Here is a 15590-nt window from a genome sequence, read left to right as displayed (position 1 = left end):
CGGGCAACCGCCAGGAGGTCTCCATGTGGGCATTCGCCGAACGCGCAGCGCAGGTTGCGCGGCATCCAGCGGCCAGGTGCGTCGCCGCATGCCTGCTCGCAGCCGCCGCCCGAGCTCTACGCCCGAGTGACGCCGATTCCGGCAAAGCATGCGCATAACGCCATGGGCGAGCGTACCCCCGGCACACCGAAATCCGAAATGGAAAAACAGCTCAGCCGCGCAGCGTGGTCACCGTGACCAGATCGGGCCGCAGGAACGACCCGTACACCTCGATCGACACCCCGCCGGTCGGGGATTCGCCCGCCCACCGGGCGTGCTCGGTGATGCCCTCCGCGAGCAGCGCTTTCGCTCCAGGCGACCAAGCGACGGCTACCTGACTCAGCGCGGGCCCGAGGTTCAGGTTGGCGATCGCCGCGGATTCGTTGTTGTCGAAGTAGACCTCCGTGCCACCCGGGAACGGGTTCACCGCCACCGCGGACGCACTCGCGCCACCGAACGCGGCGGCCGAACCTCCCGCAACGAGCGCTACCAAGACGGTCATGACCCGTCGACGCATCCGAATCCCCTTTTCATGTAAGCGCACCGGCCCTTCGGCCGGTCATGTCACCCTTGCCGAGCAGGCAGCATTCGGCAATTCGATGTGATGCCAATCACAGACAGCTTACTGTGCGCTTTCGACAGCGCCGAACGCACTCGCATGGTCGGTCGCCCATTCGGCGAATGTCCGCGCGCGGCCGAGAATTCGGGCCACGTTCGCGGTGACGATCGCATTGCCTCCCGCGCGCACGTAAGCCTGGCCCGCCAGTGCCCCGTCCGCGTATTCGACGGACATTCCGGACGCCAGCATGTATTCGCGCGCCTCTGCTTCCGGAATGTCCACGACATCCACCGGACGACCCGCGACGGCAGCCAAGGTGGCGGCCAGATCATGGGTGGTGCGCAGTTCCGGACCGGTGAGGTCGTAGATCCGGCCCGCGTGCCCAGAGGACACCAATGCTTCGACGGCGACCCCGGCGACATCGCGGGGATCGATCACCCCTTGGGCGGCATCACCGGTCATATTCGGCACCGGCTGCCCGGAGCGAATCGCATCAGCCCAGCTCAACGTATTGGAAGCGAAGGAACTCGGACGCAGGATCGTCCATTCGACGCCGCTGTCTCGCGCGGCCTGCTCGCCGGATAGATGCCACGTGCCGACGCGGCCGAGTCCGGCATCGCCGGTACCGATGGCGGAGAGCTTGACGAGGCGGCCGACCCCCGCGTCCCGAGCGGTGGTGATCAGGGCTCGATCGGCCTCCACGTACTCCGGTCCGAGCACACCGACGAAGAAGGCCACCCGCGCGCCGCTCATCGCCTCGGCGATGGACGCGAGGTCGAAGTAGTCACCACGCACTACTTCGACGCCCGCCGGAACCCGGGCACGACCGGGGTCCCTCGTCACGGCCCGGACCGGCTCACCGCGTTCGGCGAGCTGCCGGATTATTTCACTTCCGATGGTGCCCGTGGCACCGGTGATCACGATCATGCGAACCACCGTGCCGGGGCATACGCCCTGGTCTCTAGGAAATTTCGGCACACCTCGCCGGGCCTGCGCTGCCTACAGTGGATGCGGTGACCACCCTGCTGCGCCCGTCCGTCGTGACCGCCGAGCTGATGGAGGAGTCCGCACCGGCGCCGGATTCGCTGCGGGCCTGGCTGACCGAATCCGGCCGCATCCCGACGGTGCGCGACCTGCCCGAATCGTTCGCGCACATTCCGCAGACGGCGGCCACGATCGTGCTCCGCGCCGAGCACAGCGAGGGCGGGGACGCCGACAGCTATCCCCGCGGCATGCGGACGCAGACCGGCGATACCCGTGTCGCGCTCGTCGTCGGGCCGCAGACCAAGGCGATCTATTCGCGCGCGAGCAAACCCGCGGGCTGCCTTCGGCTGCGGTTGGCCCCGGGTGCGGTCCCCGCCCTGCTCGGGGTTTCGGCGGCGGACCTGACCGATCGCGTGGTGCGACTGCGCGACCTGCCCGGTCCTGCCGCTCACCTGGCCACCGAGCTGATCCAACTCGAACAGGACGAGGTCGTCGCGTACCTCGAGGACGAGCTGCCGCGCCGTATTCCCGACAACCCGGCCTACCGCGCCCACCGCCGATTGCTCACCGCCGCCGTGGCCGCCATCGGAGCCGACCACCCACTCCCGATCGCCGCGCTGGCCGCGCGGCTCTCCGTCAGCGAGCGTCAGCTCCGCAACCTGTTCACCAGCGGGATCGGCGTCTCTCCTAAGCACTTCGTCCGTATCGCCCGCCTTCGGCGCGTTCTCTCCCGAGCCGAAGACACACCGTGGGCCGACCTCGCGGCCGCCACGGGCTATTACGACCAGTCCCATATGACGGCCGACTTCCGCAGGCTGATGGGCGTCGCGCCGACGTCGTTCCTTCGGGGTGAGATCCCCACCCCTTCTCCTTGTCGTGCCCTCACTCATCTGCGCTGATCGGACCCAATTTGGCGAATCTCGAAGTTCGACTCCGGACCTTTCCGGATTTGCCGGCTGTCCGGACTCGGAGTCGGCGTAGCGGCACGGGCGGTCGGCATTCGCTCGCCTTCGGTCGGCGGGTAGAGCGGACGCTCGCAGTACAAGCGTTCGCAAGGTAAACGAGGTAAGCCCGCTACTCCATCGAGAAAGATCTCCACCGCGTCCGGGTAATGCGCGTGCCGCCACTCCCGCGCGAACGTCATCGCCGCCGAGACACACGCGGCGCAATCCAGCCGCAGACCGTGGAGGAACACACTGACGTGAACGTCCGTCTCCGATGCATTCGTGGATGAATCGCCGCACATCACGCACCTGATCCCAGAGTTGGCGCCGAGCGACGGCGTCGAGCTTCGACGGCGTTCGTATGGGCGCGGCGAAAGTATCGGTAGTTCTCACGGCTGACGATCACGGCCGCAACGAGCGTCGCGCAGGAGAGGAAATCGCAGTCGCGGTGCAGCTCGAGCGCCTGCCTCGCACTCTCGGGATCGGAGACAGGCCAGTGCGGATTATCGTGCGCGAGCCGGTATCGCAACTCCTCGACGCTGAGGAACCGCCGAGCGCGCATCTCCTCATCCGGCATGGGGAGCCATTCCGGACCCCCGCCGAGTACGCGGCATCTGGTCCGCCCACGCCCGAACGGCTTCGACCACGACCGCACCCGAGGGACGGAAACCACTGCGCGGCGGCACTATCCAGCGCCTGATCGCACCGACCGATGCTGTGGGCGAAGGCAGCGCGATCGTCGCTCCCGCCCGCGCGACCGCCACGTCCAGCCGGAACAACTCGGCGAACAGCCGCACGTCATCGGGCAGATCCGGCTGGATGAGAAACGTCCACCGTCCCGAACGCGGATGCCCGACAACGGGTCCCAGCGCCACACCTCTGCTCTGCATGTGCGCCTTGACCGCCTGCCCCAGCCGAGCGGGCATCGTCATCGCCCACACCGATCCCGCACGCATCACGATCCGACCGAGTTCGGGAGGGTCGATCACGGCAGGCAGACCGCATTCCCGCCGATAGAACTGGCACCGTGACAGTGGAGTGTCGCCCCAAGCTTCCATTCGTAAACCCCCGCTCTTATTCGAAGACAATTGATGCGAGCGGCGACCCGACTGCGCTTCGGACCGCCCGCTACCAGGCGCTACGTAGTAGTCTCGAATGAATCCGTTTGGCGCGGAGTCGATTTGCCGTCCACAAAAGTCCACAGAATCGGGGTGCGTGGGATCGATGGAGAATCCTGGATCACTGCTCCGGGCCGCCAGGCAAAGCCGAGGAGTCAGCCTGGCCGCGCTCGCGGCGAAGACGAATTACAGCAAGTCGTTGCTCGGTATGTTGGAGAACGGGCAGCGGGAGGTGAAACAGCAACACATCATCGGCTATTCACGCGCGCTGAACATCCCGATAAGCGCCCTCATGACCCCCTCACCGGACCCGATCCGTATCGCACACGAATGGCTGGTGGCAGACTCCGCACCGAAGACGCATGCCTCCGCTGGGAGACGGGTGGGCGATTCCTTGGCGACCGAGATGGAACGCCGCGTGGTCGAACTGCGGCACCTGGATGACAGCATCGGCGGAGAGGAACTATTCCCGCTGGTATTACGAGAGTTCGAGAGCGCGCGGGAGGTCATCATCGAATGCAGCTATTCCGAACGAGTGGGCAAGCGACTGCTGGTCGTAGCCGGTGAACTCGCCCAACTGGCGGGCTGGGTAGCGAGCGACGCAGGCAGGTATGGCGACGCACAAGGTCTGTATCTGAGCGGTGCGTCAGCGGCTGATGACGCCGGAGACCGCGTCTTGACGGCGCAACTGCTGTCGAGTCTGAGCTATCAGATCGCCAATGTCGGCAACCCGCACGAGGCAGCGCTGCTCGCACGCACCGCCGTCAAGGGAGCGACCGATGCGCCTCCGGTAGTCCGGTCGTTGCTCACCGACCGCTTGGCGTGGGCATGCGCACGCACACGCGATCCCGACGCAGCCCAGCGAGCGCTCGATGCGGTGGACGACGCCTACGACCGCCGTTCACCGGACATTCCCGAGCCCGAGTGGGTGTATTGGGTGGACCGTACCGAGATAGACGTGATGGCCGGCAGGTGCTTCGTAGAACTGGACGAGCCCCGAAAGGCACACTCATTACTCTCCGGAGCGATCGAGCAACTCTCCACCGACCGAGTCCGTGAGGTAGCCCTGTACCGCACCTGGCTCGCGGAGTCATACCTGAAGACTCGTGACCTGGACGCGGCACGGGCCACCGTTCGCGAGGCACAGACCGCAGCCGACACCGCGCACTCGGCACGTCTCGACCGACGCATAGCCGAAATCCAAGCAATGCTCGTCTGAATCACGCGTACCGATCGAACCACGGGCCGGAGAACCATCGCGCCCGGCCGGACACTTCGCTATCCCGATCAAAGGCAGAGATGGTCAATCGACGCGACTACTACCGAGATCCCGCCGCTCCGAGAGCCAATAGTCTGGTTCCGGGTGGGTCCGCTCTGGTCGTCGACGACGAAGGCGCGATCCTCATGCAGCGCCGAGCCGATTCGGGCAACTGGTCTCTGCCGGGCGGCACCATGGAGATCGGCGAAACCCTCGAGCAGTGCGTGATTCGGGAGACCAAGGAAGAGACAGGACTCGATATCGAAATCACCGGTCTCCTCGGTATCTACACTGATCCGCAGCATGTCATCGCCTACTCTGACGGTGAGGTGCGCCAGGAATTCAACATCACCTTCTACGGCAAGGTAGTCGGGGGGCGGTTGACGGTCAGTGACGAGCCCACCGACGTCCGATTCTTTTCGGTCGAACAGCTCGCAGGCGAACCCGTGCACGAGTCGGTCCGCCTCCGCCTGCGGCATCACGCAGAGAAAAGAACGCGACCGTACCTAGGGTGATCCGATAGCGGTGCCGCCCTGTCGGCGCTCTTTGGCCCGGCGTCGCCGTTCCATTTCCTCCCGCTCCAGGACGGCGGCTTGCGCGAGAGTAGGAGCAGTCCCGCCCAGCCGGACGGGCACCCAGCGGGCGCCCGGCTGCATCGGGTAGTTCTGCTGCGCTCGGTCCAGCAGCTCGTTCATGCGGGTGCGCAGTGTGGCGGTGAGTTCTTCCGCCGGTTCGGCAGGCGGGATGGGGTCGCCGATGCGGATGTGCACCGGGAACTTGTGACGGCCGAGCTGTCTAGGAATGTCTTTGGTCCAGATCCGGTGGGCGCCCCAGATGACCAGCGGAACGATCGGGACGTCGGCTTCCACCGCCATGCGCGCCGCGCCGGACTTGAATTCCTTCAGCTCGAAGCTACGGCTGATCGTCGCCTCGGGATATACCACCACCAGCTCGCCCTCGCGCAGCGCCGTCACCGCGCGGGCATACGATTCGGCGCCCGCCGTGCGGTCGACGCCGATCGCTTTGCAGTGCTTCATGAGGAAGCCCACGATGCCGTGCTCGAGCTCTGCCTTCATCATGAACCGGACATTGCGGCCGGACTTCCGCCCGACCAGTCCGACCTCCATGAAATCGAGGTAGGCCGTGTGGTTCACGGCCAGCACCGCGCCGCTGGAGCGCGGAATTTGCTCTTGCCCTTCGATATCGATGCGCAGACCCTGGGCGAAGAAGATGGCGCGGGCCAAGCCGGTGAGGATGTCGTAGACCGGTTCCCGCGCCATCACAGCTCCCGTTACTGATCCGCCGCGTCCTCGCGGGCGGCCTTCGCCTCGGCTTCGGCGGCGTCCATCGCGTCCGCCTCTTCCAGGGTAGGAGCGCTGCCGCCCAGTCGGGCCGGAACCCAGTACGCCCCGGGCTCGTGCACGTAGTCCTTCTGCAGGTCCAGCAGCATCTCCTGCATGGTCGAGCGCAGCTCGGCGGTGAGTTCCGCGGCGGGCTCGAATGGCTGGATCGGCTCGCCGACCGCGATCGAGATGGGCGTGTTGGTGCGACCGAGCCGTTTCGGGAAACCCTTCGTCCACACCCGTTGCGCGCCCCAGATGACGATCGGGATGATCGGCACCTCCGCCTCGATGGCCATGCGCGCCGCGCCGGACTTGAATTCCTTGATCTCGAAACTGCGGCTGATCGTCGCTTCGGGATACACGCCGACCAGTTCGCCCCGGCGCAGATATTCCACCGCGGCCTTGTAGGAGTCCGCGCCCGCCGAACGGTCGACCGGGATGTGCTTGAGCGCCCGCATGATCGGACCGGAGATCTTGTCGTCGAAGACCTCTTTCTTGGCCATGAACCGGATGTAGCGCTTCGGGGTGCGCACCGGCAGGCCCGCGTAGGTGAAGTCCATGTAGCCGGTGTGGTTCACCGCCAGCACGGCGCCACCCCGGGCGGGAATGTGTTCATCACCCTTGACGGTGAACTTCAGACCTTCGATGAAGAAGACGGTTCGGGCGAGCCCGATGATCGTCCGATAGACGGGTTCCACAAGTCCGCTAGCGTAGTCGCTGCCCGCCCCCACCGGCAGATCGCCGCCATCGAGCCGCACCGGAGCCAGGACGCGTGAGCAGCCCGAACCGAACGCCCGGAGAGAAGAGGATCGTCGAAGTGGAACGCGCCCGACCGGTACCGCGCGAGTACGACCGCCGTTCAGCGAGTGTTCGGACTCGGGCGTCCGCCGGGCGAGCCGCCCGGGGTGCGCTCATCGGCGGCTTGATCCTGATCGGAACGGTCGCCCTGACCGGTTGCGACTCCGTGGTCGGCATTCCGGAGGAGAGCGCGCCGCAGGCGGCCGTCCGAACCACACCACCCGCCGCCGTCCCGACCACGCCGCCACAGAGCACCTCGGCGCTGCCCCCGGTCCCCGCCGACGCTCCACCGGTCGGCGCGGTCACCGGGCTGCCCGCCGCCGCCACCGCGATGCAGCGCTGGGCGGCCGACCTACGATCGCACACCATCGCCGAAATGCAGGAGAAGTGCTGGACCGTCGCGCCCAAGAACGTGGCCGACATGTACCAGGACCAGCAGGAGATCCTCACCGCTTTGGCGCAGCCTGGCACGGCGACCGAGCAGGCGGTCGTCTGGAAGAGCTCGACGACCACGGTCGCTGCGGATCGCGCCGAGATCGAGACCGGCTATGCCTGCCCACGCGTCGCCGCGGCGGGCGCGGAGATCGCCTACAACGACGCCGATGCCCGCCACACGGTGCGCCGGTACCTGTCGCGCTTCGTCGGCACTCCGCTCGACCCCGCCGACAAAGAGGGCGACTACCCTTTGATCTGTAAGGCGTCCCCGGCGACCTGGGACCCCAAAGGCACCGGGCGTCCGAGCCCCGCCCCGCTGGCCGACAACCAGGGCGTGCTCACCGGGGCCACAGAGTTCGCCGACCAGCAGATCCGGTCGGAGCAGGTGAACACCGATTACATCGCGGTGCTCGTACCGGTGACCAACTCCTCCGGCGTGACGCAGACCCGCACCTTCACCTTGCGGTCCGAGCCGGACGGCTACTGCATCGGCGACGTCTCGCCATAACTACTACCCTGGTTGGCTGGCAACAGCAGGAGGAGCAGCTAGTGCAGATCACCAGCGTCGGACACGCCGGATTCCATATCCGCACCGCGGCCGGGTCGATCCTTTGCGATCCCTGGGTGAACCCCGCGTACTTCGGTTCCTGGTTCCCGTTCCCCGACAACACCCAGCTGGACTGGGACGAGCTGGGGGCATGTGACTTCCTGTACGTCTCGCATCTACACCGCGACCACTTCGACGCCCGGACGCTGACCGAGCACGTGAACAAGGACGCGACCGTGCTGCTGCCGGATTACCCGGTGCCCGACCTGCGGCGCGAGCTCGAACAACTGGGCTTCCATAAGTTCTTCGAGACGGAGGACTCGGTCAAGCACACGGTGACCGGTCCCGGCGGCGACCTGGACATCATGATCATCGCGCTGCGCGCGCCCGCCGACGGCCCGATCGGCGATTCGGGGCTGGTCGTCTCCGACGGCGAGACGACCTGCTTCAACATGAACGACGCGCGACCGGTCGACATGGACGTGCTGCACGACGCGTTCGGCCACGTCGACATCCACCTGCTGCAGTACTCGGGTGCGATCTGGTACCCGATGGTCTACGACATCCCGGCCCGCACCAAGTCGAACTTCGGCAAGCAGAAGCGTCAGCGCGGCATGGACCGGGCCCGCAGCTACATCGAGCAGGTCGGCGCGACCTGGGTGGTGCCTTCGGCCGGTCCGCCGGTGTTCCTGGACGACGAGCTGCGCTACCTCAACGACGATCGCGGCGACGAGGGCAACATCTTCCCCGACCAGAAGGTGTTCCTGGAGCAGATGCAGATCCACGGAAACGCGGGCGGCATCCTCATGATCCCGGGTTCGGTCGCCGACGTGCGCGGCGCCGAGCTGACGTTGACCCATCCCAGTGACCCCGCCGAGATCTACGACAACAAGGCCGAGTACATCGAGCGGATGGCGCAGCGGCTCGCGCCGGTGCTGGAGGCCGAGAAGGCGACGTGGGAACGCGGCGAGGGATCGCTGCTGGAACCGTTGCGGAAGTTGTTCGAGCCGATCATGTCGCAGAGCGATGTGATCTGCGACGGCATCGGCTACCCGGTCGGCTTGGTGATCGGCGAGGAAACCATCGTGCTGGACTTTCCCAAGCGCACGGTGCGCGAGCCGATCGAAGGCGAGGGCCGCTACCGCTACGGCTTCCGCATCGCGCCGGAACTCGTGCGCACGGTGCTGCGCGACCGCGAGCCGGACTGGGTGAACACCATCTTCCTGTCCACCCGCTTCCAGGCCTGGCGGATCGGCGGGTACAACGAGTTCCTCTACACCTTCTTCAAGTGCCTCACCGACGAGCGCATCGCCTACGCCGACGGCTGGTTCGCCGAGGCGCACGACGATTCCGCCTCCGCAGAGCTCAGTGGATGGGAGGTGCAGCGCCGCTGCCCGCACCTGAAGGCGGACCTGTCGAAATTCGGAGTTGTAGAGGGCAACACCCTCACCTGCAACCTGCACGGCTGGCAGTGGGACCTGGAGTCGGGTCGCTGCAAGACGTCCAAGGGGCACGAACTGCGCTCGCGCAAGCTCGACTGAACCCCGCGTTCCGGCCGGCGCGTACACGCCGGCCGGAAGCGATTGCCGAGAGATTTCTACATATTGGTGACTTCGCGGACAAGCCTCGACGACCACGGGCACCACATACAGCCGGGCAGGAATGCGCCACACGCCTCGTCCAGGTGGTCGTTGACGTACATGATGCTGGCGTCGCAGACCTCGATCGCCATGGTGAAGAACGTGATGGTCTCCGGGTCCAGATGGAAGTCCCAGCCCGGGTTGTAGGGGGCCGGAAGCTTCCGGATCCGTCCCATGACGTGCACGGACATCTGTTCGTCACCCGTCAGGATGCGGCGGGCTTCCTCGATCCGCTGCTGGTTGTTCAACTGGATGATGAACTCTTTGCCCGAGTAGTCGGTGAATGCGAAGAGCGCCATGTCTTCCCCTCTTGTCGGTGGGTCCTCTGGTCGATGGATGGCGAATTCCGCACCGGTGCGACTCGATCCTATCCGCGCCGAGCCCAGTATTTGCTGATAATTTGCCAAACAGCTGATAACCGGGCTCGGGTCGGTCTCGGCGGCGAAAAAGAGGTACGCCCCGAAACTAGATTCCCGCCGTGATCCTGCTGCGCTGCGGCTTACGCGGCGCTGATCGCACCTTGCCGGTCAGCTCCCGGATCGCGATGCCACCTCTGGCGACCGGCGCAGCGACACGTCCGTCGGGGTCGATCAACACCGCGGACGGGGTGCCGCGCACCCGGTAACGCAGGGCCGCCTCGTTGCCCTGCTGCACGAGAGACGGGATCGCGCCCAATCCCTGCTCGATACCCCAGGCGGCTTGCTCGGCGGCATCGCCGTTGCCGACCGCGACAATCGTCAGCGCGTGTGCTGTTCGCGCGTGCCAGCGGGGCAATTCCCGGGCCAGCGCCGCACACAGCTCGCAGCCCGGATGCACGAAGACCAGCAGCACCGACTTCGCCGCGGCCAGCAGATCCTCGAGCGTGGTCTTCCTGCCCTCGGTATCGAGCAATTCGAACTCCGGCGCCACCGCCCCGACCGGCAAGCCCTCCGCCCCCAAGGTGGACAGCGCCTGCTCGTCCACCCGGCGGCGCAGGATGCGCAGCTCACCCGCCAGCCATACCAGCACCGCGACCAGCGCGGCCACCACCGCACAGCCGATCGCGTTGTCGGCGGGCAGGCTCATCGGCACCCGCGGATGTGTCTGCGCGCCGAGGGCGACGATTACGGCGAGCGCGGCGAGAAGGCCGTTGCGTATCAGCGTCTTCGGCCCGATCGGCGCGGCGCTCGCACCACCGAAGCAGGAACACGACGGATGCTCACCGCGCCGCAGCAAGCGAGCGATCGCCGCCGTGAAGACGGCGAGCAACAGCAGCGCCGCCAGCGCGGCCACGCCGGATACCCACGGAAGCAACACGCCGGCCGCGATGATCGACTCGGCGATCGGCAGCCCCCAGGCCACCGTCGGCGCCCAGCGCAACGGTATCCCGAAATCGCCCACCGCCTGCCGCGTCGCACTCCGATCCGCCAGCTTGCCCCACGCCGACAGCCCGAAAACGACACACAGACCCAGCCGCGAAACCCACACACCGTATTCGATCAGCATGAGCGCACCCTCCCACATTCATGCGCTTCGGACATGAATGCGCGAGGAGTGTCCTCAGGACTGCGAGCGAGTGGCGACGGCGACCGCGATTAGAGTCAGCACACAGCCGATGACCGCGGTGACCGACAGGCCCGCGCTGGTCGGGGCCAGTACGTCGAGGATCACCGAAACCAGCAACTGCCCCGCCACCGAAGTGAGCCCCAGCAGCAGGACACCGATCCAGCGAACCGTCAGCGCGGCCAGCGCGATGAACGCGACGCCGATGAGCCCGCCCAGATACAGCCACGGCTCGGCGGGGAATTCGGCCGGACCGCCGGTAGCGGCGGTCACCACGGCCGCGAGGACGAGCAGAGCGACCAACCCGACACAGAAATTGACCATCGCCGCCGAGAGAGATCCGCCGACGGCGCCGACCTTGCCGTTCACCGCCTGCTGCCACGCCAGGCCGATGCCTGCCAGCGCGGGCAGCACGATCAGCAACGCCGTCGGGGTGCCGCGCAGCGCTTCGGGAACCGAGAGACCACCATCGGTCGCGCCGGTGTTGCCCGATCCGGCGATCAGCACCGCGACCACGCCGAGCGCCGCACCGGCCAGACGTACCGCGGTGACCGGCGTGCGGCCGCTCGGGCCGAGGCCGAGCCGATCGACCACGAGGCTGCTGAGCAATTGGCCCGCGACGGTCGCCACGGTGAACGCGGTGACCCCGATGGCCGCGACCGTCAGACCCTGGCACGCGACGAAGAACGCGCCGCACAGACCGCCGAGCAACTGCCACGGCCGCAACGCGCCGTCGGACAACGCGCGCCGCACCTGCCGCATGCCGTCCCGCTGGCGCGCGCTCACCGCGAACACCACCGCGAGCGCCAGCAGTCCGGTGGCGAAACTGATGGTGGCGGCGGCGATCCCGTCCTCGAGTCGCGCACCGAGCGCGCCGTTGATCCGCCCCTGCACCGCGACACCGGCACCGATCCCGAACCCGAAAACCAGTCCCACCCTCGCCTGCGCACTCACGACCCGCACGCTACCCAACGGACCCCGGCGACGAGCGGCTCATGTTCGCGGTGCCACTCGCGGTCAGTCGGAATGGGAAGGAAGCCAGCGCGGGGCGAGGGTGGCTATGGCAAGGATGGACCCACCGAGGAGGGCCAGGAGGGTGGACATGGAGAACCAGAGCGTCACCAGGGCGGCGAAACCGAAGACCACCAGGGCGAACACCTCCCCGAGGAGCCCGGAGACGGAGGTGACGGTGGCCCTGGCCGGGCCTTCGATGGCGTCCTGAAGACGGGCTCCCGCGACGATTCCGGCGTTGTAGACGATGCCGTAGGAGATTCCGATCGCCGTGAAGCCGAGACCGGTCAGCGGGTAAACAGCGTCCGGACGGCCGGTCGCGAGCCCGGCGACCAACGCGCCGGCGAAGAACAGCAGACCCGCGAAACCCACCGCGACCGACATCGTCCGGCCCGACATCCCTTCGGTGCGCCCCGCCAGTACCGAACCGGTCAGCGAACCCAGCACGGTGAGACCGACCAGCAGCGGCACCACGGCTGTCGAGACGCCCGCTTCCTCCGCCAGCAGGGCGAAGTACTCGTCGAACGCCGTGATCCCGAACAACAGCGCCTCCAGCAGCACGCCACAGCGCACGGCCCGCACCCGAACCGCTTCGCCCACACCGGCCTTCAGCATGGTGAGGTATCGCGCGAACGGCCGCGCGGGGTTCGCGAGGTTTCCCGGCTCGATCACCGCGACCTCGGAGGCGAACTCGCCTTCTCCGGTGCGCTCATCCACGACCAGAGCACCGGACACGCCAGCGGGCTGCGCGGGCGATGCCTGCTCCTCGTCTTCCAGATCGTCCACATTCGTAGCGGAGACCGCCTTGGGCGCCGTGGGCAGCGACAGCGCGATCAGCGTGTGCAGGGCCGCGACCGCGACGCTCGACCAGCCGACCAAGGCATAGCCGCCATAGAGGTAGAGGGGCGTCGCGGCGACGATGGCGACGACGACGGCCGCTTCCGCGCCCGCGCGGGTGTAACCGAGGATGCGCGGGTAGGCCGCAGCTTCACCGCGGGCCGCGAGGTCGTCGTAGAGCAGCGCCTCGAACGTGCCGGAGGCCAGAGCGCCCGAGGTACCCCACAGCACGAAACCGGCGGCGAAACCGCCGAAGGAGGGCGCTACGGTCCACAGCGCGAAGCCTGCCGTCAGCAATACGCCGCTGAGCACGAGCAGCCCACGCCGCGAGACGGTGTCGGCCCACGCACCGGAGGGCACCTCGAGCAGGAACGAGGTGGCAGACCAGATCGCGAACAGCAGGGAGATCTGCCCCGTGCTCATGCCGTGGTCGGCGAACAGCAGGGCATACAGCGCGTACAGCGGAATCAGTTCACCGATGCTCTTGAAGAGCACCGCCCGAACCGTCAGCGAGCGCAGATCGAGCGTGCGCGCGCTACCCGCTGAACGGGCGCGCAGCGATCGGGCGAATCAACAGCCGTAGATGAGCAAACGCATGTGCAACAGCATGCTCACGGTCGGCTCGCGCCGTCAAGCGAATTACGGCAGCGGCACCCAGCCGTTGGCGGCGACCGAGTCCCCGTCGCCGAGTTCCCGATCCGTGACGCCGGGGCCGACCCGGCCCTTGTTCTCGTTCAGGTCGCTGATCAGCTCCGACACCGGATGCGAATCGCTGTAGTGGTAGCCCTGCGCGAGCGCGAAGCCCAGTTCGGTGAGCACCGCGGCTTGGTACTCGGTCTCCACGCCCTCGGCGATGACCTGCAAGTCCAGCGCATTGGACAGGGCGGCGATCACGCCGAGCAACGGCGGCGCGGGCGAGTCCGAGCGGATCGCCGCGACGAAGGACTGGTCGACCTTGAGGATGTCGCTCGGCAGGGTGGCAAGCCTGCTGAGCGAGGAGTAGCCGGTGCCGAAGTCGTCGATGGCGATGCGCACGCCCCGGTCGCGCAGGGTGTGCAGATTCTCGATCGCGGTCTGCGATTCGGCGGCCAGCTCGCTCTCGGTCACTTCGAGCACCAGCTGATCGGCGGGCCACCCGGTGCTCGCGAGGATGCCCGCCACCCGGTCGGCGTAGCCGGCTTCGGCCAGCTCCAGCCCACTGACGTTCACGTTCAGCGTCAGGTCGAGCTGGGCGAAGGTTTCCTGCAACCGTGCCGCGTCCGCGCAGGCGCGGCGCAGCACCAGCTCGTCCAGATCGGCGATGAGGTCGTACTCCTCGGCGACGCGGATCAAGCCCTCGGTGGTGACGTCCGGCTGCGCGCTGGAAGACCAGCGCAGCAACGCCTCCACGCCCACCGCCTTGCCGCCGCCTTCGGTCAGACTGACGATCGGCTGGTAGTGCACGTCGAGGGCGCCGCGGTCGATGGCCTCGCGCAGCTCCACCGCGAGCGGCAACTGCCGGGAGGACTCCAGCACCGTCCGATTGCGTCCGGCCTGCTTGGCCCGGTACAGGCCGACGTCGGCACGGCTGACCAGCAGCGACCCGGACTCCCCCGGCTGCCAGGAGGTCACGCCTGCCGAACAGCCGGTGGTCACCGCCGCGCGCAGCTGTTCGGTGAGCAGGATCGCGGCCTGCTCGGTGGTGTTCGGCAGCAGCAACGCGAACGCGTCGCCGCCGTAGCGCGCAAGGCGCTGGTCGGGGGCCAGCAGTTTCGACCAGGTGTCGGCCACCCGTTGCAGGACGGCGTCACCGGCGCGGTGACCGAGATGGTCGTTGATCTTCTGGAAGCGGTCGAGGTCGACCAGCACCAGCGCGAGTCCCTGCTCCGTCCTGGTGGCCTGCTGGATCGCGGTGTTCAGCGCCCGGTCGAAGCCGCGGCGGTTGAGCAGGCCGGTGAGCACATCGATGTCGGCTTCGGACGCCATCCTGGTCAGGATCCCGACGACGACGCCGACGCCGAAGGTCACGCCTGCCGGGATCAGCCCCGCCCACCACGGCAGCCCGGGAGTCACCGGCCGCGCGGGCAGCACCCACAGGCACAGCACCAAGGCGAACGCGATATGGGCTGCCGCCTGCGACCAGGCGAAGAACAGGGCGGCATCGCAGGCGATGAACACGTAGAACGCCGCGAGGCTGATCGCGCCCACGGTGTTCGGGAAGGAGTGCACCGCGATCGTCACCAGTACCGTCGCGATCGCCACGTAGACGTGATGGATCGAATGCGGCAGGCGCGGCCCCCACGCGAGCAGCGTCAAACCGAGCGCCAGCGCTACCGCCGCCGCTCCGCCCACCAGCGGCCGATTACCCTCCTCGCCAGGGGCGATGGCGGTGATCAGTAAACCGAGCACACCGCCCATGACGTAGAACGCCCCGGTGGTCCGAGCCATGACCATAGCCGTCGCCAACGCAGACGCGGCCCGCACCCGGGTTCGGGTATCGCCGCGAGACCCGATTCCTCGCACGATGAATAGCCTAAACATAAGGAATCCCGCCGG

Annotated in this window: 16 protein-coding genes; 5 read left to right on the top strand and 11 right to left on the bottom strand. The window is 67.3% G+C overall.

Annotation, left to right across the window (positions count from 1 at the left end):
• Positions 1-211: 211 nt before the first annotated feature.
• Both M8859_RS13535 and M8859_RS13530 read right to left on the bottom strand, forming a co-directional pair.
• A complete protein-coding gene (locus M8859_RS13535) occupies positions 212-556 on the bottom strand; it encodes a hypothetical protein (protein ID WP_249644302.1) in 345 nt (114 codons plus the stop codon).
• A 105-nt stretch (positions 557-661) separates the two neighbouring features.
• The gene (locus tag M8859_RS13530) at positions 662-1525 is read right to left on the bottom strand and encodes an NAD(P)H-binding protein (RefSeq protein WP_159922427.1); all 864 of its coding nucleotides are present in this window, start codon (positions 1523-1525) and stop codon (positions 662-664) included.
• An 86-nt stretch (positions 1526-1611) separates the two neighbouring features.
• On the opposite strand from M8859_RS13530, the gene M8859_RS13525 reads away from it, so the two are divergent.
• Positions 1612-2481 (top strand): helix-turn-helix domain-containing protein, encoded by an 870-nt coding sequence (locus M8859_RS13525; protein ID WP_201295180.1) that lies wholly within the window; start codon positions 1612-1614, stop codon positions 2479-2481.
• A gap of 346 nt (positions 2482-2827) precedes the next feature.
• Here M8859_RS13525 and M8859_RS13520 read toward each other — a convergent pair whose 3' ends face one another.
• Positions 2828-3103 (bottom strand): hypothetical protein, encoded by a 276-nt coding sequence (locus tag M8859_RS13520; protein WP_195069823.1) that lies wholly within the window; start codon positions 3101-3103, stop codon positions 2828-2830.
• Entirely contained in the window at positions 3093-3584 is a 492-nt protein-coding gene (locus M8859_RS13515; protein WP_159922425.1) for a DNA-directed RNA polymerase subunit beta, read from the bottom strand. Before M8859_RS13515 ends, M8859_RS13520 begins: the two co-directional genes overlap by 11 nt.
• Before the next feature lie 166 nt (positions 3585-3750).
• Here M8859_RS13515 and M8859_RS13510 point away from each other — a divergent pair, with 166 nt between their 5' ends.
• Together M8859_RS13510 and M8859_RS13505 are read left to right on the top strand one after the other, a co-directional pair.
• Entirely contained in the window at positions 3751-4863 is a 1113-nt protein-coding gene (locus M8859_RS13510; protein ID WP_249644301.1) for a helix-turn-helix domain-containing protein, read from the top strand.
• Between the two features lie 80 nt (positions 4864-4943).
• Positions 4944-5417: an NUDIX domain-containing protein gene (locus tag M8859_RS13505; protein ID WP_195069825.1), complete on the top strand. Its 474-nt coding sequence runs from the start codon at positions 4944-4946 to the stop codon at positions 5415-5417.
• On the opposite strand, the gene M8859_RS13500 is transcribed toward M8859_RS13505, so the two are convergent.
• Together M8859_RS13500 and M8859_RS13495 are read right to left on the bottom strand one after the other, a co-directional pair.
• Positions 5409-6182 carry a lysophospholipid acyltransferase family protein gene (locus M8859_RS13500; RefSeq protein WP_195069826.1) on the bottom strand — a complete coding sequence of 258 codons (774 nt, stop codon included), beginning with the start codon at positions 6180-6182 and terminating at the stop codon, positions 5409-5411. The two genes, M8859_RS13505 and M8859_RS13500, sit on opposite strands and share 9 nt — an antisense overlap.
• A gap of 11 nt (positions 6183-6193) precedes the next feature.
• Complete coding sequence (locus tag M8859_RS13495) at positions 6194-6943, bottom strand: lysophospholipid acyltransferase family protein (protein WP_159922417.1); 750 nt, start codon at positions 6941-6943, stop codon at positions 6194-6196.
• 119 nt (positions 6944-7062) lie between these two features.
• Here M8859_RS13495 and M8859_RS13490 point away from each other — a divergent pair, with 119 nt between their 5' ends.
• Complete coding sequence (locus M8859_RS13490) at positions 7063-7986, top strand: hypothetical protein (protein WP_236565349.1); 924 nt, start codon at positions 7063-7065, stop codon at positions 7984-7986.
• Positions 7987-8027: 41 nt separating this feature from the next.
• A complete protein-coding gene (locus tag M8859_RS13485) occupies positions 8028-9566 on the top strand; it encodes a Rieske 2Fe-2S domain-containing protein (protein ID WP_195069827.1) in 1539 nt (512 codons plus the stop codon).
• A 56-nt stretch (positions 9567-9622) separates the two neighbouring features.
• On the opposite strand, the gene M8859_RS13480 is transcribed toward M8859_RS13485, so the two are convergent.
• The 5 genes from M8859_RS13480 to M8859_RS13460 form a co-directional block, all read right to left on the bottom strand.
• Positions 9623-9964 carry a BP74-related protein gene (locus M8859_RS13480; RefSeq protein ID WP_159922411.1) on the bottom strand — a complete coding sequence of 114 codons (342 nt, stop codon included), beginning with the start codon at positions 9962-9964 and terminating at the stop codon, positions 9623-9625.
• A gap of 166 nt (positions 9965-10130) precedes the next feature.
• Complete coding sequence (locus M8859_RS13475; RefSeq protein ID WP_159922409.1) at positions 10131-11150, bottom strand: MauE/DoxX family redox-associated membrane protein; 1020 nt, start codon at positions 11148-11150, stop codon at positions 10131-10133.
• Between the two features lie 54 nt (positions 11151-11204).
• A complete protein-coding gene (locus tag M8859_RS13470; RefSeq protein ID WP_195069828.1) occupies positions 11205-12161 on the bottom strand; it encodes a DMT family transporter in 957 nt (318 codons plus the stop codon).
• A gap of 63 nt (positions 12162-12224) precedes the next feature.
• Positions 12225-13550, bottom strand: coding sequence for an MFS transporter (locus tag M8859_RS13465; RefSeq protein WP_195069829.1), 1326 nt, complete (start codon positions 13548-13550; stop codon positions 12225-12227).
• A gap of 144 nt (positions 13551-13694) precedes the next feature.
• Positions 13695-15482: a putative bifunctional diguanylate cyclase/phosphodiesterase gene (locus M8859_RS13460; protein ID WP_249644299.1), complete on the bottom strand. Its 1788-nt coding sequence runs from the start codon at positions 15480-15482 to the stop codon at positions 13695-13697.
• Positions 15483-15590 lie beyond the last annotated feature (108 nt).

This window comes from Nocardia sputi (assembly GCF_023501985.1).
This window is presented reverse-complemented; position numbering and strand designations above follow the sequence as displayed.

What these genes read in the sequence shown, in the direction of transcription:
- M8859_RS13535 (WP_249644302.1), bottom strand. Translation starts at nt 556, where the DNA reads ATGCGTCGACGGGTCATGACCGTCTTGGTAGCGCTCGTTGCGGGAGGT.
- M8859_RS13530 (WP_159922427.1), bottom strand. Translation starts at nt 1,525, where the DNA reads ATGATCGTGATCACCGGTGCCACGGGCACCATCGGAAGTGAAATAATC.
- M8859_RS13520 (WP_195069823.1), bottom strand. Translation starts at nt 3,103, where the DNA reads ATGCCGGATGAGGAGATGCGCGCTCGGCGGTTCCTCAGCGTCGAGGAG.
- M8859_RS13515 (WP_159922425.1), bottom strand. Translation starts at nt 3,584, where the DNA reads ATGGAAGCTTGGGGCGACACTCCACTGTCACGGTGCCAGTTCTATCGG.
- M8859_RS13510 (WP_249644301.1), top strand. Translation starts at nt 3,751, where the DNA reads ATGGAGAATCCTGGATCACTGCTCCGGGCCGCCAGGCAAAGCCGAGGA.
- M8859_RS13505 (WP_195069825.1), top strand. Translation starts at nt 4,944, where the DNA reads ATGGTCAATCGACGCGACTACTACCGAGATCCCGCCGCTCCGAGAGCC.
- M8859_RS13500 (WP_195069826.1), bottom strand. Translation starts at nt 6,182, where the DNA reads ATGGCGCGGGAACCGGTCTACGACATCCTCACCGGCTTGGCCCGCGCC.
- M8859_RS13480 (WP_159922411.1), bottom strand. Translation starts at nt 9,964, where the DNA reads ATGGCGCTCTTCGCATTCACCGACTACTCGGGCAAAGAGTTCATCATC.
- M8859_RS13475 (WP_159922409.1), bottom strand. Translation starts at nt 11,150, where the DNA reads ATGCTGATCGAATACGGTGTGTGGGTTTCGCGGCTGGGTCTGTGTGTC.
- M8859_RS13460 (WP_249644299.1), bottom strand. Translation starts at nt 15,482, where the DNA reads ATGGCTCGGACCACCGGGGCGTTCTACGTCATGGGCGGTGTGCTCGGT.